Here is a 22,555-nt window from a genome sequence, read left to right on the forward strand (position 1 = left end):
ACTAGGCCCGCGTGCATCGCTGATCACTGTTACATCTCTGAGCGCTGTTGCAGTTCTGCTATTGCATAATATGCAACGCTTGTTGCACATTGCGTTTGGTCTGGTTATTCTGCACGCAAGGGCCAGTGCCCGCAAGAGCAGAGAGGAGATCCGTGTGACGTGGCTCAACGCGCCCGAGCGGACGAACATCCGCCCGTCGCGCACGTCGAGCCGCCCACGGGTGGTGACCGTCGGCGAAGGACTCGCGGTTCTGGTGGCCCAACCGGGCCCGCTGGAGGAGTCCGAGACCTTCGACCGGACCGTGGGCGGCGCCGAGGCGAACGTGGCCACCGTGCTAGCCCAGTTGGGCGTGGACGCGGCGTGGCTGTCCCGAGTCGGCGACGACGGGTTCGGCCGGTATCTCGTGCACCATCTGGCGGATCGCGGTGTGGACGTGTCGGCGGTCGGCACCGATCCGCGACGACCTACGGCGATGTACGTCAAGGAACGCGGCGGCGGTTCCGGCCGGGCCACCGATCTGGGCGAACGGATGAGCCGAATGCTGTACTACCGCACCGGGTCCGCGGCCAGCGCGCTGTCGCAGGCCGATCTTACCGCCGGGTCCGCCGCCCGATTGCTCGCGGATTGCGAACTGATCCACGTCACCGGCATCACCACCGCGCTGTCGGAGTCGGCGACCGAACTCACCGAGGCCCTGATCACACTCCCCCGCGAGGGCAGGTTGGTGAGTTTCGACCTGAACTTCCGCCCCGCGCTGTGGACCGGCCGCGCCATCGCTGCGACCGAGATCCTCGCGCGCCACGTGCGCGGCAGCGACGTGGTGTTCCTCGGCGCGGACGAGGCACTCGCGGTGTTCGGCACCGGGCACGCCGACGAACTGCGCGCGCTGTTTCCCGAACCACGGCAGTTGATCGTCAAGAACGACGCGCACACGGTCACCGGCTTCGACGGAACCCAGCGCGTCGAGGTGCCCGCGCTACGACTCGATGTCACCGAACGCATCGGCGCCGGCGACGCGTTCGCGGGCGGCTATCTGGCCGCGCTGCTGTACCACTGGCCGCTGGAGCAGCGCCTGCGCCTCGGGCATCTGTGTGCCGCGGCAGCGCTCACCGGGCCCGGCGATGTACCCCTGCTCCCGCCCCGCCCGATGCTGGAGCGGCTGGCCACGATGGCGGAATCCGCGTGGGCCGAGCTGTATTACAGCGACGCCGTAGGCACCGAGAATAGGGCGTCATGAGCCAGAGTTTGTCGCGTGCATTGACCATTCTCGTGTCGCTGGGTGAGGACTCCCAGTCGCTGGACCAGTTGGCGAACCAGCTGGGCGTGCACAAGTCGACCGTGCTGCGCCTGCTGCAAACCATGGAGGCACAGCGCTTCGTGACCCACGACAGCCAGCATCGGTACATGTTGGGCTCGCGGCTGTTCGAGTTGGCCAACCGCACGCTCGAACAGCGCGACGTGCGGACCCTGGCACGCCCACACCTCACCGCGCTCAATGCCGCGACGAAGCAGACGATCCATCTCGCCACCTACGAGTCCGGCGAGGCGATCTACATCGACAAGTTCGATGCGACCGAGAGTGTGCGCATGTACTCGCGGATCGGACGGCCCGCCCCGCTGCACTGCACCGCAGTCGGCAAAGTGCTGGTGTCGGCGCGGCCGCGCGCGGAGTGGCCGTCGATCGCCGAGCAGATCGACTACCGCCCATTCACCGAACACACCATCCGCACACCGGAGAGCTACCTGCGGGAACTGGAAAAAGTCGCGGCACAGGGCTTTGCCGAGGACCACGAGGAGCACGAGAGTTTCGTCAACTGCATCGGCGTCCCGGTGCACGACGGCACCGGCGCCGTAGTCGCTGCGGTCTCCATGTCGGTGCCGGACATGCTGCTTGAGCACGACCAAGTGCTGGCCGAACTGCCGCGGGTCCGCGCGACAGCCGAGGCTATCTCCGCCGAACTCGGCTGGACTCCCAGCCAGGTCACGATCACCACGAAAGGCCGACCATGAGCGAGAAGATCGCCATCCGCACCACCGACGCGCCCGCCCCGGCGCACACCTTCTCCCAGGGCGTCCGCAAAGGCCCGTTCGTGCAGGTCTCCGGCCAGGGCCCGGTAGACCCCGCCACCGGGGAGTATCTGCACCCGGGTGACGTCGCGGCGCAGACGGTCCGCGTGCTGCGCAACGTCAAGGCGATCGTCGAGGCGAGCGGCGCCAGCTTCGACGACGTCGTCATGCTGCGCGTCTACCTCACCACCCGCGACGACTTCGCCGCGATGAACGACGCGTACGGCGAGTTCGTCACCGCCAATACCGCCGGCGGCGTGCTGCCCAGCCGCACCACCGTGTTCACCGGACTGCCGCACCCCGACATGCTCGTGGAAATCGACGCCATCGCCATCGTCGCCGCCTGACCCGACCGACAGCGCTCGGCGCGGGCCGCGTCCCGTGCCGAAGCGTCCGGCCACCGCGCTCGGTCAGCCGGAGTTGCGCAGTGCGGTCGCCAAGCCGTTCATGGTCAACAGAATTCCTCGTTTCACCAGCTCCGAGTCATCACCGGCGCGCAGCCTGCGCAGCAGGTCCACCTGCATCTGGTTGAGCGGTTCCAGGTAGGGGAAGCGGTTGTGGATCGACTCGGCCAGCGAGGGATTGTCGGCGAGCAGGTGGTCGTTGCCGGTGATCGCGGCGTGCACGCGGACGGTGCGGGCGTGCTCGGCGCGGATCATGCCGAAGATCCGTTCCCGCAACTGCACATCGTCGACGAGTTCGGCATAGCGGGCGGCGATGTCGAGATCACTCTTGGCCATCACCTGGGCCAGGTTCGACAGCACCGTGCGGAAGAACGGCCAACGGCGGTACAGATCGGCCAGAGTCGCCAGGCGTTCCGGGTCACCGTCGATCCACTGCTCGAGCGCGGTCCCGGTCCCGTACCAGCCGGGCAACATCACCCGCGCCTGGCTCCAGGACATCACCCACGGGATGGCGCGGAGGTCTGCGACCGAGTTCGTCGGCTTGCGTGCGGCGGGCCTGCTGCCGATGTTCAGGTCGCCGACCTCGGCGACCGGCGTGGACTGCCGGAAATACTGCACGAATCCCGGCGTTTCGTGCACCAGGTGCGCGTACGCCGCGCGGGCACGCGTTGCCAGGTCGTCCATGATCTCGTAGGACGGCTCCGCGTCCGGGCCGAGCCCCTCCATGTCGAGCAGCGTCGATTCCAAGGTGCCCGCGATCAGTGACTCCAGATTACGATGCGCCGCACCGGGTTCGGCGTACTTGGCGGCGATCACCTCACCCTGCTCGGTGAGCCGCAACGAGCCGCGCACCGCGCCGGCGGGCTGGGCGAGAATGGCGTCGTAACTGCGGCCGCCACCCCGGCCGACCGTACCGCCGCGACCGTGGAACAGCCGCAATCGAATTCCGGTCGCACGCGCGACGTCGATCAGATCCAGCTCCGCCCGGTACAGCGCCCAGTTGGCGGCCAGATAACCGCCGTCCTTGTTGGAGTCGGAGTAGCCGAGCATCACTTCCTGGCGCATTCCCTGTGCCGTCACCAGCTCGCGGTAGAACGGAATCTCCAGTGCTGCCGACAGGGTCGCCGCACCGGCGCTCAAGTCCTCGATGGTCTCGAACAGCGGAACGATGCCCACCGAGCAGCTCGGGGACCCGTCCGGCTCGCCGGGATCGAGCAGCCCGCCCTCTTTCAACAGCAGCGCGGCCTCCAGCAGGTCACTGACCGAGGTACACATGCTGATGACGTAGGTGGGTATCGCCTCTGCGCCGAGCGCAGCCACGACATCTCGTGCGGCGCGGACGATGTCGAGTTCCTTCGCGGCGAGTTCGCTCAGTCGAGCATGCGGGCCCAGCAGCGGGCGGCGCGTGCTCAGCTCGGTCGCGAGCAACTCCACCCGCTGCCGCTCGGGCAGGCTCGGGTAGTCCGGGTGCACACCTGCCCAGGCCAGCAAGTCGGCTACCACCTGCTCGTGCACCTCGGAGTTCTGTCGCATATCCAATGCCTGCAGGTGGAAACCGAACGTCTCCACCGCGTGGCGCAACCTCGCGAGCCGGTCGTCGGCGAGCAGATCGTCCCCGCCGGCCCGCAGCGAGGCATCCACCGCGTCGAGGTCGTCGAGCACCGCCTGCGGCGTGGGATAAGGCAACGCCCCGACATCGAGGCCGTCCGACGGAACCGTACTGAGCGCTGCCTTCGCCGTGGCGGTCATACGGCTCCGAATATGATGCAGCGCACGGCGATACGGCTCGTCGGCGTGCGTTGCCGGATCGGAGTAGCCGGTTGTGGCGAGGGCGGCCACCTCAGGTGTCACCGCGACGAGACGCGCCGAGAGCGCCAGCGTTTTCTCCAGCTCGACCAGCTCGCGTAGATAGCGCTCGAAGGCGACGGTCGCGGCCCGGTCCACCGCCTGACGCACGACCCCAGCGGTCACGTAGGGGTTCCCGTCGCGATCACCACCGATCCAGGAGCCGGGGCGCAGGATCGGGCGCGCCAGCAACTCGACCCCTGGCCAGCGTGCCCGCAGCGCGGCACGCACCTGCGCGTTGATCGCCGGAATCACGTCGAACAAAGTGAGGTCGTAGTACCGCAGGCCCACCGAGATCTCGTCCTGGATCCGCAGACGAGCCAACCGGATCAGCGCGGTGCGCCACAGGCTCAGCACCTGACGACGGATCCGCAGCTCGATATCGGCCCGCTCGCGTTCGGTCTCGGTGTAGCGCTGGCGCAGGCGCATCAATTCGGTGATCCGGGTCTGTGCGTCGAATACCGTGCGGCGGCGGGTCTCGGTCGGGTGCGCGGTGATCACCGGGGACACCAGCGCGTCCACCAGCAGATCCGCGACCCGGTCTCCCGCCAGCGCGGCTGCGTCCAGCTTGCGGTAGGTCGCCGCCAGCGACGAATCCTGCGGCGGCTCCCCGGCCGCCTCGTGCGCGGCGCGACGCCGATCGCGCTGCAGGTCCTCAGCCAGGTTGGCCAGCAGCACGAAGTAGCTGAACGCACGGATCAGCGGCAGGGCCACCGCGATATCGACGCCGTCCAGCATCTCCGCGACAGCACTTCGCTCGACCTCCTCGCGGCGAATCCGGAACGCTTCGACGCGCACGCGCTCGATGAGGTCGAAGACCTCCGGCCCCTCATGGTCGCGGATGGTGTCACCCAGCACGCCACCGAGAAACCGGATGTCGTCACGCAGCGGCCGGGTGGCGTCGTAGTGGGTCTCGATCGTCGATTCGCCCATGCTCAGACAGTATTGCCCCGGCAGCGGGCGGGTGTCGGCGCGTCGCGGGTCAGCCGCGCCTGCGCCGCCTCGCGGGCGGCCTCGTCCGGCACCATCTCGGGAACCTCGAGGATGAACTCGATGCCGGGCGGTCGGCGAATTCATCGGTCGTTGCCACGACTACCCGCGACCGCGGACCGCACGACGACGAGAACGCCAGTACGCCACGCGCTCGCCGCCCGGTGTCTATTGAGCAGACTCTCCTAGTCGATAGGGCAGTGCGTTGGGGTCGATCTCAACCTCTTCGAGGGGCGGCCACCCTCACGGCCATGTCGGGCAGCCGCCCGAAATACTCCCTGCCCTAGCGGCCCCAGAACTTCGCTTGACATTGTCGCAGCGACAACGTTTTTACTGGAGCCATGCGGATCAAAGAGCTCGCCGATGTGGTCGGGATCACCACACGCGCCGTGCGGCACTACCATCGCATCGGGCTGTTGCCCGAGCCCCCACGTCAACCCAACGGCTATCGCTGGTACGGGCTGCGCGACGCGGTCCGGCTCGCTCGCATCCGCCGTCTCACGGAGCTGGGATTGAGTCTGGACGAGGTGCGCGACGTGCTGGCAGCGGACGCGGGCAAGGACTTGGCCGAGGTGCTCGACGAGCTCGACGCGGATCTGGCACGTCAGGAGGAGGTCATCCGGCAGCGACGCGCCCGCTTGGCGCAGCTGCTGCGACCGGCGCGCGACAGTGGCGGACTGTCCACCGAGGCGCCGGTTTCTCCAGCGCTCGCCGCGCTGTTCGACGACATGTCCCGCACTTGCGGCCAGCTTCCCGAGCCGGAGCCTGCGATGGCGGCCAAAGAACGTGAGCTGTTGGCGTTGCTGGAAACCAACACCCCGGGCGGTGATCGCGGCTGGATCACCGAGATGACGCACGCGCTGAGGTCCGATCCGGAGGTCATCGCGCGGGCGTATGAGGTCTATGCCCAGCTCGACGAGCTGTCGGGTGCGCCAGCGGACGATCCACGTGTGGAGCAGGCGGCCCGTGCCATGGCCGGCAGCATTCCGGAAGGGGTGCTCGAAGCGATGAATGTCCCCGGCGAACAGTGGCTGGCGGCGGCAGGGGCGGGCGGTTTCGCAGCGGCGTTCTTCGCGGACTTCGCGCCTGCCCAGGCTGCGGCTATGCGCCGCGCCATCGAACTGCTGCAAGAGCAGGCCCGATGAAAGGGCTGCAGGCACTGCGCAGGACTGTACGGTGGGCGTTCGCGGCAGTGATTCCCGGCGAATTGATTCTGGTGGTGTGCCTCGCGGCGGGGATACGCATCGCACCGCCCGCGCGCGCGGCTGTGGAGCTGGCAGTGTTCGCCGTGATGGTGGCCGCAGCCGTGTTGCTGACTCTGGACTCTCACCGTCACAGGCGCGATGGCCTGACCTGGCGAGATGCCATCGTCGCTGCCGTGACGGATGTGGTTCCCGGGGTCGTAGGCAAGCTCATCGTGCACGAGTCGCGTCTGTTCGCCAGCTTTCTGCGCTGGATAACTCGTCGCGGGCCGCATGGTGTGCGCGAGGGCGACATGGCGGTGCCCTACGCCGCTGGGCAGACGGCCATCATGTACGGCTTCCTCGTCGTCTGTGTCGTAGAGACCGTGGCTCTCGCGTACCTCATCCCCTGGCCCGTGGTGCACACCATCGTTCTCGGCCTCGACGTCTGGGGAGTGTTCTTCCTTATCGCCTTGCATGCCTCCTGTGTCGTGCGCCCGCATGTCATCGGCGCTGACGGCTCACTGCGGCTGCGTTATGGAGCGCTGCTCGACATCCACATCCCCGCCCATCGCATAGCCTCGGCGCGCGTGGAACGCCGCTACCCCGAGACCGGGCTGGCAGCCGTGGACGGCAACGGCGGAGCGGACCTCGCCGTGGCCAGCCAGACGACGGTCACCGTGGAATTAACGGAACCGGTCGCATTTACCCGACCGTTGGGCAAACGGGCGGAGGCCCGCAACTTCCGTTACTTCGCTGAGGATCCGGAATCCACTGTCGCGCAACTGCGCGCCCGCACATCCCTCGACAAAACATAAGTGGCCTGCTGACGTCCCAGTTGCTCGCTGAGCGCAGTGTTGCTGAGCGCAGTGTTATGGCTGCTGTTCTGCCCCCTGATCACCACCGTTCGACTGCGCTGAAAGGGAGAGCTCTTCGGACCGGGCGCCGGAAACTCGACAGCTCAGAGTGCATCTGAATGCGGTAGCAGTGGCAACAACGAGTGCAGGTAGCCCCGGAACAGCCTGGGCTGTTTCCGCGACACACTAGCTGCTCCGGGTCTTACCAACCGTGTGATTCGGTGATCTTCATGGGACGACGTGCTGGTTGGGGCTTATGCAGCAGCGCGTCACGAGAGCAGGCCTGGGGCGTTGGCCGTGCTTCAGCAGCTTCGGCGCAAGCCGCCGGAATGGCCTGTGAAACACCAGTTTGCACTTATTCGGCCCTGCTCTGTCAGTCGGCGGGTGTGGCCCGATGGGCGATGAGAGCCGGTATCAGCAGATCCAGCGCTGAGACCTCCTCGGCGGCGGGTGCGTTGTCGAGAATCGAATCGAGGACCGGCGCGGCGTACAGGCGTCCGGTGTCGGGACCGACCACGGTGCGGGCGCTGACGATCAACTCGTACAGCACTTCCGCGAACACCTGCGCGCGGTCGGTGTCGCTGAGTTCGCTGCCGAGGGCGGTCGGGCTGGTGTCCGCAAGAATGGCGAGAACGTCAGCAAGGATTGCGATTTCGGCCTCGCCGCGGTAGTCGTATGTCATGGCCTGGTCTGCCGGCCGCGAATGCGGGACGCGCCGGGATGCGGTTCGCTGCGGTTGTCTTGAAAGACGGCGCGATCATCGACCACACGGATTCCGATCCATGGGCACTTGCCGGGCACGATCGCGTCAAGGGGTGAGGTATGTGTCGCAATCCTGCCGCGCACGACGGGCACGAGGGCATTCGAGCGAAACCCGCACGGACAGCCGATGCCGAGCAGTTCGCCCGTGACAGCATCGAATTTTGCTACACCACAATGCGATACGGTGATCCACGGCTCGCATTCCGGCCCACACCCTGGTACTGCGGTGGTGATGCGGTCAGGCATGAGCCATCCCCCGCCGTCGCTTGTCCGCGCGCTGCTCGACGCATCCTCGAATGGCTTCGACGACTGTATGACCAGAGGGCCGAACCGAGTTACGAGGTGGTTGCACCCATGCCCGGAACAGGCCGGGACGCTGCCCCGGACCCGGTAGAGCGATGACACCTCCAGTGCTGATGACGGAAACTTGCAGTCGGGACATCTCAGCGAACAATCTGACGTCATTTGGAAAGCCTGGGCCGGTCAGGAACGTCCAGCGCTGGGAGCGCGGGTGCGTCAGGATCGGCCCCACCGGGTGGTCGCGGCACTGCATCCATGCCTTCACCTCCGAGCCGATGAAGGCGGGCATCATCAGCCCACACACCCGCCCGGTCCGTAGAACGATTCGCCCGAGGTGCGGTGGATCCACCTCTGCGGGTAACCCGCACACTTGCCGGTAGAAGTGACACACCGACAATGGCGTGTCTCCGAACTCTTCTGGTGAACTCATCCGCGCCTCCCTCGCACAATTCATTGGTGAGCGCCCGACGCCGGGGAGTCGATAGGGTTCGACATCAACCCGACGGCGGGGCCGAATTCAGCTTCGGGGCTTGCATCGACGGGTGCAATGGGAGTCCTGAGCAGCGATGTTGCAAAGTGCTAATTCGGAGGTCTAACGGAGTCGCTTGTGCCCACGTACCGTTGGTGTATGGGCGCACAACTAGGGGATCGCCTGCGCAGCATCCGCAAACGGCGCGGGCTCACGCAGACCGAGCTCGCAGACCGATCCGGTGTTTCGGTTCAACTGATCAGGCTGCTCGAGCAGGGCGGGCAGGAATCGACCAGGACCGAGACAGCGCGACGACTGGCGAGCGCCCTTCGCGTCGAAACCTCCGCATTGATTGTCACACCAGATGCGGCCGACCCCGAGACAACAGATGTCGAACTGTGGGCCGAAGTTCGACAGGCGCTGGCCGGTATCTACCCGGTCGATGAGTTCAGCGAGCCGCCGACGGTCGCGGGTGTCGAGGCGACGTTCGCCGAAGCCAAGCCGTTGTTCCGCGGCGGACGGTTCGCTGAACTTGCGCCACAGCTCGTGCCAATGCTGCGGGACGCGGATTACCTGGTGTCCGCGGCGGATTCGGGCACGACCGATGCGCGGAGGTTACGCTCGCGGATACGCCAGATGGTCGCCTGGCAGATGTGCCTGACCTGGCAGTTCGATGCGGCCGACCATGCTATCTCCCTCGCGCTGGATGATGCGCCGGACCTCCGCGCCGCCGCGCCGTTGGCGGATGCGGATTGCTGGCGGTGGATCCGAAAAGGGGACCTCGCCAAGGCGCGGGAGGTAGCAACCAAATGGGCGGACGACCTCGAACCGCGCCGCATCTCCAAGGCGTCACGGGAAGACCTCGCCAGTTGGGGACTGATGCTGCAACGGGTCTCGACAGCGGCGATCCGCGATAACCGACCGGGCGAGGCCGAGGACGCATTGGCATTCGCCCGCGTCGCCGGGATGGCGATCCGTCACGGTGAGCACGACTCCAAGGACGGTTTGCTGCATGCATTCGGACCCGTCACTGTGCAGATGCTCGCGGCCGAGAACGCCATCGTCCTCGATAAACCAGAAGCAACGCTGGCGATTTCGGCACAGCTGGCGGGGACGAGATATCCGCTGCCGTGGCCGTGGCAACGTCACCGCCTCGACGTCGCGGCAGCACACACGGCCGTGCGGCAATACCCCGAAGCGTTGGCCGTGCTTCAGCAGATTCGACAAGAGCTACCGGAATGGCTTGTGAAACAACGATTTGCGCGTGACATCCTCGCAGTAATGATCGAGAAACGGCGGACGTTGAAGCCAGAGGTCCGAGAGCTGGCCGACTTCGTCAATGTCCCCTACTGACCACTCCGCATTGTTCGAGCCGAACAGGAATGCCGGTCCTCGCCGACCTGGAGGACTCCGTGTCCTCGACGCGCACATTGCGTCTGCTTGAACCCGTACGAGTAGCGGCGGAAGGCCGGTCCGAAGAGTTCTCGACACGATTCGATGAATTGGCCGGAAGGGTGATCACCCCATGAGTTCAGAGCGTTCCGCGCACGCAGTCGAAGGCGTCGACTTTCAGCGCTACACCGCAGCACAGGCGCGCGAACTGCGCGAGGAAGTCGAGTACATCTTCCGCGACTCCTATATCGACGCAATCGAATCCGGCGAAGAGTTCGAGTCGCCCGAGGCATTCATGCACCGGTTCGATGCCTACACCGATCCTGCCCGCGCGGGCGCATTCGAGTTGGTGATAGCCCGCTTCGACGGGGAACCGTGCGGCCAGGCATGGGGTTGGCCGCTCACCGCGAGGACCGGTTGGTGGGTCGGGCTGCATCTCGAGGCCGGCGATCCGGCTACGTTCACTGCCGAGAGCGGCTCCCGCACATTCGCGTTCAGCGAGCTCATGGTGCGCAAACAGTTCACGAGGAAGGGCATTGCGCGTGCCCTGCACGACGAATTACTCGCGGCCCGACCGGAGCAGCGTGCAACGCTGCTGGTCGACCCGGAAAACCAGCGGGCCTACGGCAACTATCGCCGATGGGGCTGGCACCGGGTCGGTACCCTGCGGCCGGACTGGCCGGACGCGCCTCAGTTCGATGTTCTTCTGCGCGATCTTCCGCTCGGTGGCACACGCTAAGACGTACCTCCGTGCTCTTCTTCGCGCCCACCAGCGTCCAACGACGTCTCGACGACCTTCCGATCGGCCTGAGCGGTTTCGGCGGAGGGCCGATAACGCGACGGTCGTAGCACGCGCACATCGTAAATCCAGCCCAGGCACGGGCCGACCGCTGCTTCGACCAGATCACCCTCGGCCAGCCCAACCCACTCGGCTTGCTCGATTCCATAGGCGTGCGTGGTGCGAGCGCGCCCGTCGTCGATGGCGATCCAGTAGCGATAAGTCGTGTTGCTGTCGCTTTGTCTCTCGACGACTCGCCGATGCCGAAGAATCTGCCCCTGCACTGTCGTTCTCTTCGTCGAATCGGCGACCGCGAGAACGATCGGCCCCGCCGCGATGAGCAGTACACACAGCAGCGCGAACCGGATCGGAGCGCCAGGAAAGCCGACAAAGACTGTCATCAATATCGAGATCACCAGAATGGGCCCGGAGTATGTCAGCGCGCCGCGTAGGCCGTAACCGATTGCGCTCTTTGCTGAGCGACCCCAGAACACACGCCCCCACAGATACTTTCCGCGGTACCGGACATACACGAGATGCCACATCCCGCCGAAGTCCGACCATGCCTTGCTGGCGTCGGGCGGCGTGCTGATCGGCAGGCTGGCCACCGCTCGTTCGGCCAACCCCAGCGCCGCTGCGTAGGCCAGCGGCCGGCCCCACACGGTGACTCCCGCGGCGGGCTGATCGCCGAAGCGCGCAGCAGCCATCGGATCGCGTACACCGAACCACCGCCCGGCCACCTGTGCTCCGTCCTGCGTCCCCTGCTCGGTATCGATCCGCTGCTGCAGCCAGACCAGCAGGGCGAATACGCCTACCGATACACCGACGAAGCCACTGAGCGGATCTCGATCGCCGTCGGGTAGGTACAGTTCCCCGGCCAACCCTGTCCCGAGCGCAGGCAGCACCGCGGCCACCCGCAGAATCGTTCGGTGGATCGAGCTCCAACGCGGCTTGGAAAGCCCTGCGGCCCTTGCCTCGTCGCGCACCGCGTGCGCGAATCGCTTTCGCCAGGTGCCCAGATGTCGTGCACCTTCGGCCAACGCACCCGTCGCCACTACCCCGTCGGCGGTCGCCAGCTCGGTGACATGCTCGAGCACCAGGCGCTCGTAACCGGTCAGCATCGAGGTGTCGACCTCGCGGCGCACGCGCACCAGCGACAAGTCCGGGCCGATTGCCTCGATCGCAACGAACCGGCGGGCCGCCAGATCGAGCAGTGTGGCCGGGCCCGCGTTCTCGGAGACCTTCCAGCCGCCGGTCAGGAAGTCCACCAGTGCCGGAGATTCGTGTCCGAGCGCCTGCGTCGGCGGGCCCGTGCGGATCGGAGGAGTTCTGGTCTTCGCGGTCAACAAGCCGAGTACGGCCAGCCACGCGACGACCGCTGCGGCGACGAGAACCCCCGTCGTGACCGCGCCGATGTGCATCGCCTGTCCTAGAACTGAACCCGGACCGCGTCACGTTCGCCGTCGGCCGCGGCAAAGAACTCGCCGAGGGTGAATCCGAAGGCAGCGGCGACGAGATTCGTCGGCACGGTCTGCACGGAACTGTTGTATGTCAGCACCGCGTCGTTGTAGTACTGCCGCGCGTACGCGATGCGGCTCTCCGTGTCGGACAGTTCGCCCTGCAGCTCCAGAAAGTTCCTGCTGGCCTGCAGTTGCGGATAGGCCTCCACGACCGCGAAGACCCCCCGCAGCACGGCACTCAACGCGGTCTCCGCCTTCGCTTGCGCAACGGGGCCGTGCGCGTTGATCGCCGCCGCCCGCGCCGCGGTGATGGCCTCCAACGTCCCCCGCTCGTGCACCGCGAACCCCCGCACGGTCTGGATCAAGTTCGGGATCAGGTCATACCGACGCTTCAGCTGCACATCGATCTGTGCCCACGCGTTGGCCACCGCGTTGCGATCGCGAACCAGGCCGTTGTACCTGCTTATCGCGAATCCGACCAGCACGACTGCCACGATCGCCACGAAACCGACCGCGATCAGCACACCCACCATTGCCACCCTTCCCACTCGATACCGCCAGCCGGGCCCGATCTCGACTCGGGTCCGACAACTCTCAGTTTCCGTCTCGAGTTCGCGCGGGAATAGAAGCCCTAGGGTGAACAATGGGCGCACCTAGGGTGCCGAGAAGTCGTGCGCCACCGCGTGTTAGGGCTACTCACCGACGGCGTCACAAGCCTCGGCCGGCGAGCTAGTTACACCAGGAGATGAACTGATCGCGGTGCGTAGGTCCGGCGCGGAGATCACCGCCCACCTCGAGATGTCGGCGGGACGCGGCAGAACTGTCGCCGCCGATCTGCCGGTAGGGATACCGCCAGCGGGAAGAAGCTCGAGGTGCTGCGCGAGCAGGCCGAGGCCAGATCGCCCACGAAAGTGCTGTTCGGCGACCTTCCTCGCCCGGTTGGTGGTGGACCGGCCGAGCGACATGACCGACGAGACGCCTGGGATCTTCTCGGCACACCCGCGGTTGGCCAGCACCAATCGGAAGGAAATCGCGATATTCACGTTGTCGACGTCGGCGGCCGCGACCGAACCCATATCAACCATGAGCCGGTGCGCGCCGCGATGCCAGCCACCGGCGATAAACTGTTCTTGGGCAGCATGCCCCTGATGTTTCCGACCCACCCGTGCGGACATACCGAAATGAGAACGGGTACCGCGTGACGACTCGGTAGTTCGCGCCCAGATCGCCCGAATTCGACACCCGGCCTCGTCGCACCGAGCCCTCGAACGACGACGAATAGCGGCGGCAAAACAGCAACAGTCAACTGATACACCGAATCGATGCGCGCCGCCGACACCGTGACGACGAGCGCGAGAAGAGGAGGAGTCATGGCCCCGAAGAAACGGATCGCCGTCGTGGGAGCGACCGGATCGCAAGGCGGGGGGTTGCTGCGGGCGATCCTCGCCGACCCTGACCGTGAGTTCACCGCGCGGGCGCTGACACGCAACCAACATGCGGTCAAAGCGCAGGAACTCCTCGCCGCCGGCGCGGAGGTGGTCGAAGCCGACCTCGACAACGAGGCGAGCGTGCGCGAAGCGTTCGACGAAACGTATGGCGCCTATGTCGTCACCAACTACTGGGCCGAGCGCACACCCGAGGAAGAGGCCGTACGCACGCGAGCCGACATGGAACTCCAGCAAGCCGAGGTTGCCGCGAAGGCAGCCCGCAACGCCGGAGTCACCCATGTCATCTGGTCGACGCTGGAGGATACTCGGGCGTTCTTCGGCGAAGATGATCGCGTACCCACCGTGGACGGGCGGTATAAAGTGCCGCACTTCGATGCGAAGGCCGAGGCCGACAGAATTTTCTTCCTATACGGCGTGCCGACGACCTTTCTGCGCACCACGTTCTTCTTCGAAGGTTTCACCGGCGGCCTGGCACCGAGGCGCAGCGCGACCGGCGAGTTGGAGCTCACCGTGCCGATGGCTGACCAGCCCTTGTCGGGCATCGCCGTCGAGGACATCGGCAAGACCGCGCTGGGTATCTTCCGCCGTGGCGCCGAGTTCATCGGAAAAACCGTCAGCATCGCCGGCGATCACTTGACCGGTGACGAGTACGCGGCGGCGTTCACCGAGGCGCTCGGCGAAACGGTTGTCTACCGGCCCAGCAGCTGGGATGCCTACCGGGCCCAGGACTTTCCCGAGGCAGTGGAGATGGGCAACATGTTCCAGTACTACGCCGAGAACGCCAAGCAGTTCACCGATGATCGCGATGTGAACCTGGTGCGGACGCTCAACCCCGACCTGCAGTCCTTCCGTGACTGGCTGGCGCTGCACAAGGATCGAATCCCGCTCGGCTGAAACGAAGGCAGCTCATCCCCAACGCCGGAGTCACGCGAGAAAGGCCATCGCCATGCCCTATGTCATCGAGATCACCCGAGTCACGGTCAACCCCGGGGAGGAAGAAGCTATGAAGGCGGACCGCCCGGCGATGCTTCGGACCTTCGCGACTGACCGCGAGGGCTTCCTCGGTGCCTATCTCACTGCGGCCGACAACGGAGATTGGCTGGACATCATCCTGTGGGATAGTGCCGAGGCGGCCAGAGCGTCTGCTGAAAAAGGCGGGAACCTTCCCGAAATCAGCGCATTCTTCGATCACCTTGCCACTGTCAAGAGCATGGAACATGTGACGGTTGAGCACATTCCTGGCACCGAAGCCCTGGAACCACGACCAGCACAGCGCTGACGAGCAGACGCCGCACCAGTCTGTGATTCGCAGCGTTGTACGGCGGTGTTTGGGCACGCCGAACCGCTGTGGGATCCGACCGAAGGAGCGTCAGGACGATGAGAACGATGCGGTCGATCGTCGCCGACACGCTGGGTGAACCGTCCGAGGTTCTGCACCTGCAGACCCGCCCGGTTCCGGAGCCCGGTCCCGGCCAGGTCCGGATCCGGGTGGCCGCCGCACCTGTCCATGCCAGCGATCTACATACCATCCGCGGCAGATACGGATTCATACCGGAGTTCCCCACCGTGCCCGGGATCGAATCCGTCGGTGTGATCGACGAAATCGGCAGCGGCACAGACAGTCTGACCGTCGGGCAACGCGTCATCACGGTCGGAGTCAGGACCACGTGGCAGGAGTATGTCGTAACCGATGCCGAGCGAGTCTTGCCTGTTCCCGTTGGCATGAGCAATTCCACGGCCGCCCAAATTCTCACCAATCCGCTCACCGCCGTGATCTTGACCGGCGCTGAGCTCGATGTTCGACAGGGTGAATGGCTCTTACAGACGGCGGCCGGTTCAACTGTTGGCCAGTCGGTCATCCAGCTCGGCGCGCACGTCGGCTTCCAGACCCTCAACGTGGTCCGCCGTCGATCCGCTGTCGAGGACATTCTCGCATGGGGGGGCACCGCGGTGATCTGCACGGAGGATGAGGACCTGCGCGAACGGGTCGCCGACATAGCGGGCCACGACGGTGTGTCCAAGGCGATCGACTGTGTCAGCGGTCAGGTAGGCGCGGACGTGTCGCATGCGCTGGCACCGCACGGCGAGCTGATCGTCTACGGTGCGTTGTCTACCCACCGGCAAACCGATCCCGACAAACTCACCATCCCCATTTTCGCGCGCTCACTGATCTACGAAACCAAGACCGTTCGGGGGTCCTGGCTGTTGCGCTGGTTCACCGAGGCCCCAAAGGATCGGATGGCCGCGGCGATCGACCGGACACTACAGCTCGCCGACACCGGCGCGCTGCGCGTGCCCGAGGGCCAGCCGATTCTCGTCGAAAAGTTCAGCGAGGCCATCTATTTGGCCGAAGCTCCCGCACACGGAGGCAAACCGCTGCTGGTGTTCGAACCGTAGGAGGAACCATAGGTAGTTGTTCTCGGGCCGCCAACCCACACCGGAACTTGCCGCCCTTGTCCTTGTAGAGCTCCAACTTGCCCGCCTGAGTTCCGTGTGTTCACGGTGGTTGAAGTTCCGAACGGCGGAACCCGCAATATCCAGGTCGGGCTAGGACCGGTTGGGTGAGCCGTCTCTGTGTTCCGATCGATAGGCTGCGGTCTATGACCTTGGCGAACAGTCCCCTGCCGACCGACATCGACCGTTTGTGGGCGCGCCGCGAGCAACTCGGCCCGGCCGATCGAGACGCCCACGCGACTGCCGTTGCGGCGCTGGACCTATTGGATCGAGGGGATGCCCGGGTCGCGGAGGTCGACCCCGATACCGATGAGGTGATCGTCGATGTGCGCGCCAAGCGGGCGATCCTGTTGTCATTCAAGGTGTTCGAGATAACTGAAACAGGTATCGGTGAATTCAGGTATCACGATCGGATGCCGTTGAAGGAGCGATTCGACGGTGTGCGGGTTGTTCCCGGCGCGATCGCCCGATGGGGCAGCTTTCTGGCTCCGGGTGTCGTGCTGATGCCCTCTTTTGTCAATGTCGGCGGGTATGTGGCGACTGGCTCGATGGTGGATACGTGGGCCACCGTCGGGTCCGGCGCGCAGATCGGGCGCAATGTTCATCTGGCCGGCGGCGCGGGCATCGGTGGAGTGCTGGAGCCACCCAATGCCGCCCCGGTGATCATCGAGGACGACGCGTTCATCGGCTCGCGGTCGATGGTCGTCTAAAGCGCTCGTGTTCGGAAGGGTGCCAAACTCGGTGCGGGAGTGATCCTCACCAAATCGACGCGAGTCTTCGACGCCGAGACCGGCGATGAGCTCCCGCGCGGTGAGGCCCCTGCATGGTCGGTGTGCGTCAGCTCGACCCGGATCAAGAAATTCCCCGGAGGGGAGTTCGGAATGCCCTGCATCCTTGTTCTGAAGCGTCTGCCCGAGGGCGGCAGCCACGACAAGCTTGCGCTCAATGAAATCCTGCGCGACCACGGCCTGGCCAGCTGATCACCGGTCGCCCAACAACTGTGCGGGCGAAGCGATCCACACTGGCCGACCCGACCAACCAGATCCGTGTCGGCGCAGTCCCGATCGGGCGCGCCAGCGGGGTTTCACCACGCTCGTCGACCGTCGAACTCACGAGTGTTGAACTCGGACTCGGGGAAACGACAAGCAACCCCGCTCGACCGAGGCCGGCTGCCAGGTCTGATACAGTCCGGCCCGAGCACTTTCGGAAGGTGAAGGCGGGATGGCGCACCGAATCATATTGGTTCCCTTGGCGATAACACTTGCGCTCGGACTCGCCGCCTGCGGCGATGCGAACGAGGGAGCACCGGCCACGACCACGACGCAGGCGGCGGGCACGAGCGGCGCGGCAACGCCACTGTTCGATCCGTGCACCGGAATTCCCGACGACGCGCTGACCGCCGCCGGACTCGATCCGGCGACCGAACAGACCGGTGTCGGTGGTGTCAAGCAGCCCGGCTGGGAGATGTGCGGATGGAAGGGCGCCGACTACACCCTCGGCGTATTCTCCACCGCCATATCCGTGGCCGAATTCGAGCGGAAGCCGGGCAATGTCGACTTCTCCGATGTCACGATAGCCGGCCGCACCGGACGCCAGTTCCGGGTGGAGGGCGCAGGCAAAGATCAGATGTGCGACGTGGTGTTTCCCGCCAGGCAGGGTCTGCTGCAACTGACCCTGGTCAACAAGAGCACAGACGCGAGCCCGTGCGATCGGTTGCAGAGCGTCGGCGAGGCAATCGTCCCCGTATTGCCGAAATAGGCAACAATCCGCCCTTTTGTCGGACCTCGCGGCGCCATTCCGCTCCCTTACATCACCGGGCCACGGTCGGCAAGCCCGTACATCGCCGTGGAGAGTAGGCGAGCGGCCAAGTCGGAGGGTTCGACCGACCGTTCGGCCGCCCAGGCAAGTCCGAGGACGAGCGCGATGACCTCGCTGACGGTCACATCGGGCCGGACCGAGCCGGCTTGTTGCGCGCGTTCCAACAGCCACCCACCTGCGACGCGCATCTGAGCGCAGGACGCGTGCAGTCCCGACCCCTCATCCGCCAGCGCATTCATGATCGACTCCGGCAGACCCTGATATGTGGCTGATCCGGCAGCCAGCTCGCCGAGCCACGTCATGAGTGCGTCGCCCGGCGCGGGTGCGGTCAACAGGCTGTCGGCACGAGCGCGCAGTGCGTCGAAGTTGGCGTTGAGCAGGGCTTCGAGCAGGGTTTCACGGGTGGGAAAGTGGCGATAGAGCGTCCCGATGCCCACGCCCGCGCGACGGGCTATGTCGCGCAGCGAAGCGTCCGTCCCGTGCTCGGCGACGGCCTCCCTCGCCGCAGCCAGAAGCAGGTCACGGTTTTTGCGGGCATCAGCACGAGACGTCTGCGGCAAGATCAGCACCTCACTCGAATCGGAGCGACGCTCCGTTGACTAGCGGAGCAGTGCTCCGTATATTCGGAGGCACCTTCCGACTTTACCGGAGCGACGCTCCGGGTGGGGCGTCAAAGGCGTTCACTTCCAGCAGGCAAGCCAGCCGCGCCGGTGTGCGGGCCCGTCATTCCACCCCAGCGCACGATCTGACCCGCAAACGCTCGAGGAGCAGCACAGTGACATCCCCCGCAGCCCGGGCCCTGTCCCGGCCGTTCAGCCTGGGACGGCTAACCGTCCCCAACCGGATCATCATGTCCCCGATGACCCGGTCATTCTCGCCTGGCGGAGTCCCCGGCGAGGATGTCGCCGCCTACTACGCGCGCCGCGCCGCAGCCGGAGTGGGTCTGATCATCACCGAAGGCACGTATGTCAACCACCCGTCAGCCGGCGACGATGACGCCGTGCCCCACTTCCACGGCGAGCAGCAGCTCGCGGGCTGGCGCAGGGTGGCCGATGCTGTGCACGCCGCCGGCGGACGCATCGTGCCGCAACTGTGGCACATCGGCATGGTGCGTGACCCGGGACAGCCGCCGTTTCCCGACGCCCCTCCGATGGGACCGTCCGGCCTCACCCTCACCGGCTCGCATGGCGGCGGTCGCGCCATGACCCGCGCGGACATCGACGATGTCATCGGCGCCTTCGCGCAAGCGGCCTCGGACGCCGAGCGGATCGGCTTCGACGGAGTCGAGATCCACGGGGCGCACGGATACCTCATCGACCAGTTCCTCTGGTCCCACACCAACCGGCGTACCGATGATTACGGGGGCGACGCGGTGGAGCGGACACGGTTCGCCGCCGAGGTCGTGGAAGCCATCCGGGAGAAGGTGTCCTGGGACTTCCCGGTGATCTTCCGCTTCTCGCAGTGGAAGGCCAGCGACTTCGGTGCCCGGCTCGCTGACACCCCTAACGAACTGCAGGCGGTGCTCGCTCCGCTGGCCGATGCCGGGGTCAGCGCCTTCCACGCCTCCACGCGGCGCTACTGGGAGCCGGCGTTCGAAGGATCCGACCTCAACCTTGCAGGTTGGGCCAAGAAGCTCACCGGCAAGGCGGCCATCACGGTCGGCTCGGTCGGCCTCAACGGTGACTTCCTCCAAGACAGTGCTGGGGCGGCGGGGCTGGAACCGCTTGTCGAGCGCCTGGAACGCGATGAGTTCGACCTCGTTGCGGTCGGTCGGGCACTCCTGGCCGACCCCGAGTGGGCGCGGAAAGTCCTCGACGGTTGGGTCGAGGGCTTTGTTCCGTTCACACCCGAAGCAGAGAAAACGCTGGTCTGACACGCGCCACAAGTGGGTACTGACGTCGCGACGACTCCATCACCGCCACGCACCGAGTCGCGCCGCTATTTGTCCGCGAGAATGCCGAGCACCGCGTCGGAAGTGTAAAAGGGTGTGAGTCGCTCGCGAATGAGCCAGGCCAGGACGCCGTTCTTCTTCGCGCCTTCGATCACCGCCGGTCCATACCGCAGGATCTCCTTCGCGATGTCGTCGCCCACGAGCCCGAGTTCGGGCAGCATGGCGGCCAGAGTGTGGTCGCCGTACTTGGTGAAGAACACCTCGACGCACTCGTCGACGAGCAGGCCGAAGTACTCCTTCTCCCGAGTGGTGACCGCGATTTCATAGCAGAGCAGCACCAGTTCGTTGAGGTCTTTCTGGTTCAGGTATGCACGTAGACCGCTCACTGGCTCATCGGCGTGCAGATCCCAGAACTCCATCGCGGCGTCGTGCACCGGAGCGTCCCGCAGCATCTCCCGGATGGCGTTGTTGGTGCGCTTCAGCGCGAACAGCGCACCCTTGCCCGCCAGATCGCCCACGAAAGTGTTGTCGGCGGCCTTCCTGGCCCGGCTGGCGGCGGACTGCCCGAGCGACATGAGCGAGGAGACGCCCGGGATCTTCTCGGCGCGCTCCCGGTTGGCCTGTACGAAGTCGTTGATCAGCTTGTCGACGAACTTCGAGGCGACGGCGGCTACCAGCGGACTCTCGGTGAGACGATCCAGGATGCGCTCCTGGGCCTGGTGCATGCCGAAGATCTTCTCCAGCAACGCCTCGACCGGCTCGCGGTCGACCACCTCACCGAGGGTGTAGTCGTGATTGGCCGCGATGTGGTCGTACACGGAGTCCGCGATCACGCCGACCAGATCGGCGAGTACCGGGCTGCCGCCGATCAGCTCGATGACGGTGCGGACGCTGTCCTTGGCCTGCTCGATCTCGACCATGTCGCGCAGGACCAGAGTGTCGGCGACCGCGAGGACGGCTTGGGTGTCGCGAGCGACCACCTCGGCGAAGCGGTCGCCGGTCACCTCGGCGAGCAGGAATTCCACCTGGGCGTCCAGCAGCCGTTCGGCGATCTCACGCGGCGCACTCATCGAATTCCACCCATCACAGTCGTAGTCCGGTGCGCCCGGGCGAGACTACGGTTCGTGTGTTTCGATGTCGTTGCCGCGCAACGATTTCCGTATCCGATCCAGGCGCTCACGCGCGGCTTTCTCGCGCGCCTGCCATTGTTCGTCGACACCACGGCCCGCCGGGGTCTGCCGGTCGAGCTCGTCCATCCCCTGCGCGGTACCGAAGCGCTGCTCGACCTTATCGCGAACTGACTCGAAAGTAGGTACACCGGCGGACGAGTATCCACCGCTCGACGTGGGCGTCGGGACATTCGACGGCGGCACCGGTCCCGCTGGTGCTCCGGATATGCCTCCAACCTGCCCGGATCTTTCCGGCGCCGACATGCGGCCAGCGGTGGGGCCGCTCGATGTGTCCGGACTCACATCGGGCGCGGCCCGCACATCGCCGCTCTCGACGAGTCCGAGCAGCGCCGCGTGCACCATCGCGAAACCAGGGCGCTCCGCCGTCACAACCAGCAGAACCCCCGCCAATTCCGGGTCGGGCAGCGCCGCCAATCGACCCGCGATCTCGCTGTTGTCCGTCATACCGCCAGGCTACGCAGTTGCGCCTACCGCGCGCATTCACCGGACCAAGGCGCCCGCCCAGTCACGCACGAGGTCGTACCAGGCCGAGCCGCCGACGACGATCAAGTCGTTGTGGCCCGCACCCGGGAAGACGACAAGCCGTTTCGGCTCCGGGGCTGCGGCGTAGAGTCTTTCGGCATGCCGCAGCGGCAACAGCTCATCCTGATCGCCGTGCATGATCAACACCGGGGCGCGTAGCGCGCGGATGCGGCGCTCGCTCGGATAGGCGTTCGGCACGAGTGGGGCGGGCAGGAATGGATACACCGAACGGGCCGCGTCCCGGATACCGGTGAACGTGGACATCAGCATCACTCCGGCCGGCGGATGTTCCTGCGCCAGTTCGAGCACGACGCCGCCGCCGAGCGACTTGCCCAAGTACAGCACCCGGTTCGGGTCGACCTCCGGTCGCGCCAGCAGCGCGCTGCGCGCGGCCCTGGCATCGAGATAGGTGCCGTGCTCGGTCGGCCTGCCGGTGCTGCGCCCGTAACCGCGGTAATCGAAGGCCAGCACGTCGAATCCGGCCTCGGTGAGCAGGGCGAACAGCGGCAACCGATCGCCGATATTGCCCGCATTGCCGTGCGCGAACAGAATGTGGCCGATCGAGTCTCGCGCGGGCATCCACCAGGCGTGCAGCGTCTCCCCGTCCGCCGTGCGCGGCGACAGCTCGGTGTAGTCCATGCCGAGCAGGGTCGGGGTCTGCAGCACCGCCCGCTCCGGCAGGTAGGTCAGTGCGTTGAGGATCGGACTGGCCGGATGTCGCATGCTC

Annotated in this window: 23 protein-coding genes; 14 read left to right on the top strand and 9 right to left on the bottom strand. The window is 66.0% G+C overall.

Translation table 11 applies throughout. The features are described 5' to 3' along the window. The first annotated feature begins 154 nt into the window (after positions 1-154). From AB0C34_RS27535 to AB0C34_RS27545, 3 genes are read left to right on the top strand one after another with little or no spacing between them, the layout of a single operon-like run. Positions 155-1,237 carry a sugar kinase gene (locus AB0C34_RS27535; protein ID WP_357078962.1) on the top strand — a complete coding sequence of 361 codons (1,083 nt, stop codon included), beginning with the start codon at positions 155-157 and terminating at the stop codon, positions 1,235-1,237. Further along, entirely contained in the window at positions 1,234-2,010 is a 777-nt protein-coding gene (locus AB0C34_RS27540) for an IclR family transcriptional regulator (RefSeq protein ID WP_357078965.1), read from the top strand. Before AB0C34_RS27535 ends, AB0C34_RS27540 begins: the two co-directional genes overlap by 4 nt. Continuing rightward, entirely contained in the window at positions 2,007-2,414 is a 408-nt protein-coding gene (locus tag AB0C34_RS27545; RefSeq protein WP_357078969.1) for a RidA family protein, read from the top strand. The genes AB0C34_RS27540 and AB0C34_RS27545 overlap by 4 nt, the downstream gene beginning before the upstream one ends. Before the next feature lie 63 nt (positions 2,415-2,477). Here AB0C34_RS27545 and ppc read toward each other — a convergent pair whose 3' ends face one another. Continuing rightward, positions 2,478-5,249 (bottom strand): phosphoenolpyruvate carboxylase, encoded by a 2,772-nt coding sequence (gene ppc, locus AB0C34_RS27550; protein ID WP_357078972.1) that lies wholly within the window; start codon positions 5,247-5,249, stop codon positions 2,478-2,480. A 398-nt stretch (positions 5,250-5,647) separates the two neighbouring features. On the opposite strand from ppc, the gene AB0C34_RS27555 reads away from it, so the two are divergent. Together AB0C34_RS27555 and AB0C34_RS27560 are read left to right on the top strand one after the other, a co-directional pair. Further along, positions 5,648-6,451 (top strand): MerR family transcriptional regulator, encoded by an 804-nt coding sequence (locus tag AB0C34_RS27555; protein WP_357078975.1) that lies wholly within the window; start codon positions 5,648-5,650, stop codon positions 6,449-6,451. Then, complete coding sequence (locus AB0C34_RS27560; RefSeq protein ID WP_357078978.1) at positions 6,448-7,305, top strand: hypothetical protein; 858 nt, start codon at positions 6,448-6,450, stop codon at positions 7,303-7,305. The genes AB0C34_RS27555 and AB0C34_RS27560 overlap by 4 nt, the downstream gene beginning before the upstream one ends. Before the next feature lie 412 nt (positions 7,306-7,717). Here AB0C34_RS27560 and AB0C34_RS27565 read toward each other — a convergent pair whose 3' ends face one another. Beyond that, positions 7,718-8,026, bottom strand: a complete 309-nt coding sequence (locus tag AB0C34_RS27565) for a hypothetical protein (RefSeq protein ID WP_357078980.1) — start codon at positions 8,024-8,026, stop codon at positions 7,718-7,720. Positions 8,027-9,034: 1,008 nt separating this feature from the next. On the opposite strand from AB0C34_RS27565, the gene AB0C34_RS27570 reads away from it, so the two are divergent. After that, entirely contained in the window at positions 9,035-10,228 is a 1,194-nt protein-coding gene (locus AB0C34_RS27570) for a helix-turn-helix transcriptional regulator (protein WP_357078983.1), read from the top strand. 172 nt (positions 10,229-10,400) lie between these two features. Next, complete coding sequence (locus AB0C34_RS27575) at positions 10,401-11,006, top strand: GNAT family N-acetyltransferase (RefSeq protein ID WP_357078986.1); 606 nt, start codon at positions 10,401-10,403, stop codon at positions 11,004-11,006. Here AB0C34_RS27575 and AB0C34_RS27580 read toward each other — a convergent pair. The 3 genes from AB0C34_RS27580 to AB0C34_RS27590 all read right to left on the bottom strand — a co-directional run bounded on the left by AB0C34_RS27580 (position 11,003) and on the right by AB0C34_RS27590 (position 13,680). Beyond that, the gene (locus AB0C34_RS27580) at positions 11,003-12,466 is read right to left on the bottom strand and encodes a hypothetical protein (RefSeq protein WP_357078989.1); all 1,464 of its coding nucleotides are present in this window, start codon (positions 12,464-12,466) and stop codon (positions 11,003-11,005) included. The genes AB0C34_RS27575 and AB0C34_RS27580 overlap by 4 nt on opposite strands. Positions 12,467-12,474: 8 nt before the next feature. Then, entirely contained in the window at positions 12,475-13,053 is a 579-nt protein-coding gene (locus AB0C34_RS27585; protein WP_357078992.1) for a LemA family protein, read from the bottom strand. Between the two features lie 144 nt (positions 13,054-13,197). Beyond that, positions 13,198-13,680 carry a hypothetical protein gene (locus AB0C34_RS27590; protein ID WP_357078994.1) on the bottom strand — a complete coding sequence of 161 codons (483 nt, stop codon included), beginning with the start codon at positions 13,678-13,680 and terminating at the stop codon, positions 13,198-13,200. A gap of 195 nt (positions 13,681-13,875) precedes the next feature. Between AB0C34_RS27590 and AB0C34_RS27595 the strand changes: the two genes are divergently transcribed. The 6 genes from AB0C34_RS27595 (at position 13,876) to AB0C34_RS27620 (ending at position 18,165) form a co-directional block, all read left to right on the top strand. Beyond that, a complete protein-coding gene (locus AB0C34_RS27595) occupies positions 13,876-14,847 on the top strand; it encodes an NmrA/HSCARG family protein (protein ID WP_357078997.1) in 972 nt (323 codons plus the stop codon). Positions 14,848-14,899: 52 nt separating this feature from the next. After that, positions 14,900-15,232 carry a hypothetical protein gene (locus AB0C34_RS27600; protein ID WP_357079000.1) on the top strand — a complete coding sequence of 111 codons (333 nt, stop codon included), beginning with the start codon at positions 14,900-14,902 and terminating at the stop codon, positions 15,230-15,232. Between the two features lie 98 nt (positions 15,233-15,330). Beyond that, positions 15,331-16,350, top strand: coding sequence for a zinc-dependent alcohol dehydrogenase family protein (locus AB0C34_RS27605; RefSeq protein WP_357079003.1), 1,020 nt, complete (start codon positions 15,331-15,333; stop codon positions 16,348-16,350). Between the two features lie 203 nt (positions 16,351-16,553). Continuing rightward, complete coding sequence (locus AB0C34_RS27610) at positions 16,554-17,117, top strand: 2,3,4,5-tetrahydropyridine-2,6-dicarboxylate N-succinyltransferase (RefSeq protein ID WP_357079006.1); 564 nt, start codon at positions 16,554-16,556, stop codon at positions 17,115-17,117. Positions 17,118-17,156: 39 nt separating this feature from the next. Continuing rightward, positions 17,157-17,387 carry a hypothetical protein gene (locus AB0C34_RS27615; RefSeq protein WP_357079008.1) on the top strand — a complete coding sequence of 77 codons (231 nt, stop codon included), beginning with the start codon at positions 17,157-17,159 and terminating at the stop codon, positions 17,385-17,387. A gap of 241 nt (positions 17,388-17,628) precedes the next feature. Continuing rightward, complete coding sequence (locus tag AB0C34_RS27620) at positions 17,629-18,165, top strand: DUF3558 domain-containing protein (RefSeq protein ID WP_357079011.1); 537 nt, start codon at positions 17,629-17,631, stop codon at positions 18,163-18,165. A gap of 47 nt (positions 18,166-18,212) precedes the next feature. On the opposite strand, the gene AB0C34_RS27625 is transcribed toward AB0C34_RS27620, so the two are convergent. After that, on the bottom strand, positions 18,213-18,785 hold the full coding sequence (locus tag AB0C34_RS27625; protein WP_357079014.1) for a helix-turn-helix domain-containing protein: 573 nt from the start codon (positions 18,783-18,785) through the stop codon (positions 18,213-18,215). A gap of 215 nt (positions 18,786-19,000) precedes the next feature. On the opposite strand from AB0C34_RS27625, the gene AB0C34_RS27630 reads away from it, so the two are divergent. Further along, positions 19,001-20,098, top strand: a complete 1,098-nt coding sequence (locus AB0C34_RS27630) for an NADH:flavin oxidoreductase (protein WP_357079017.1) — start codon at positions 19,001-19,003, stop codon at positions 20,096-20,098. A gap of 65 nt (positions 20,099-20,163) precedes the next feature. On the opposite strand, the gene AB0C34_RS27635 is transcribed toward AB0C34_RS27630, so the two are convergent. The 3 genes from AB0C34_RS27635 to AB0C34_RS27645 are packed head-to-tail and all read right to left on the bottom strand — an operon-like array spanning position 20,164 to position 22,551. Continuing rightward, positions 20,164-21,186 (bottom strand): hypothetical protein, encoded by a 1,023-nt coding sequence (locus AB0C34_RS27635; protein WP_357079021.1) that lies wholly within the window; start codon positions 21,184-21,186, stop codon positions 20,164-20,166. A 45-nt stretch (positions 21,187-21,231) separates the two neighbouring features. Then, positions 21,232-21,750 carry a hypothetical protein gene (locus tag AB0C34_RS27640; RefSeq protein WP_357079023.1) on the bottom strand — a complete coding sequence of 173 codons (519 nt, stop codon included), beginning with the start codon at positions 21,748-21,750 and terminating at the stop codon, positions 21,232-21,234. Between the two features lie 36 nt (positions 21,751-21,786). Beyond that, the gene (locus AB0C34_RS27645; RefSeq protein WP_357079091.1) at positions 21,787-22,551 is read right to left on the bottom strand and encodes an alpha/beta hydrolase; all 765 of its coding nucleotides are present in this window, start codon (positions 22,549-22,551) and stop codon (positions 21,787-21,789) included. Positions 22,552-22,555 lie beyond the last annotated feature (4 nt).

Origin of the sequence: Nocardia sp. NPDC049220, assembly GCF_040647855.1 — a bacterium.
Lineage (GTDB): Bacteria > Actinomycetota > Actinomycetes > Mycobacteriales > Mycobacteriaceae > Nocardia.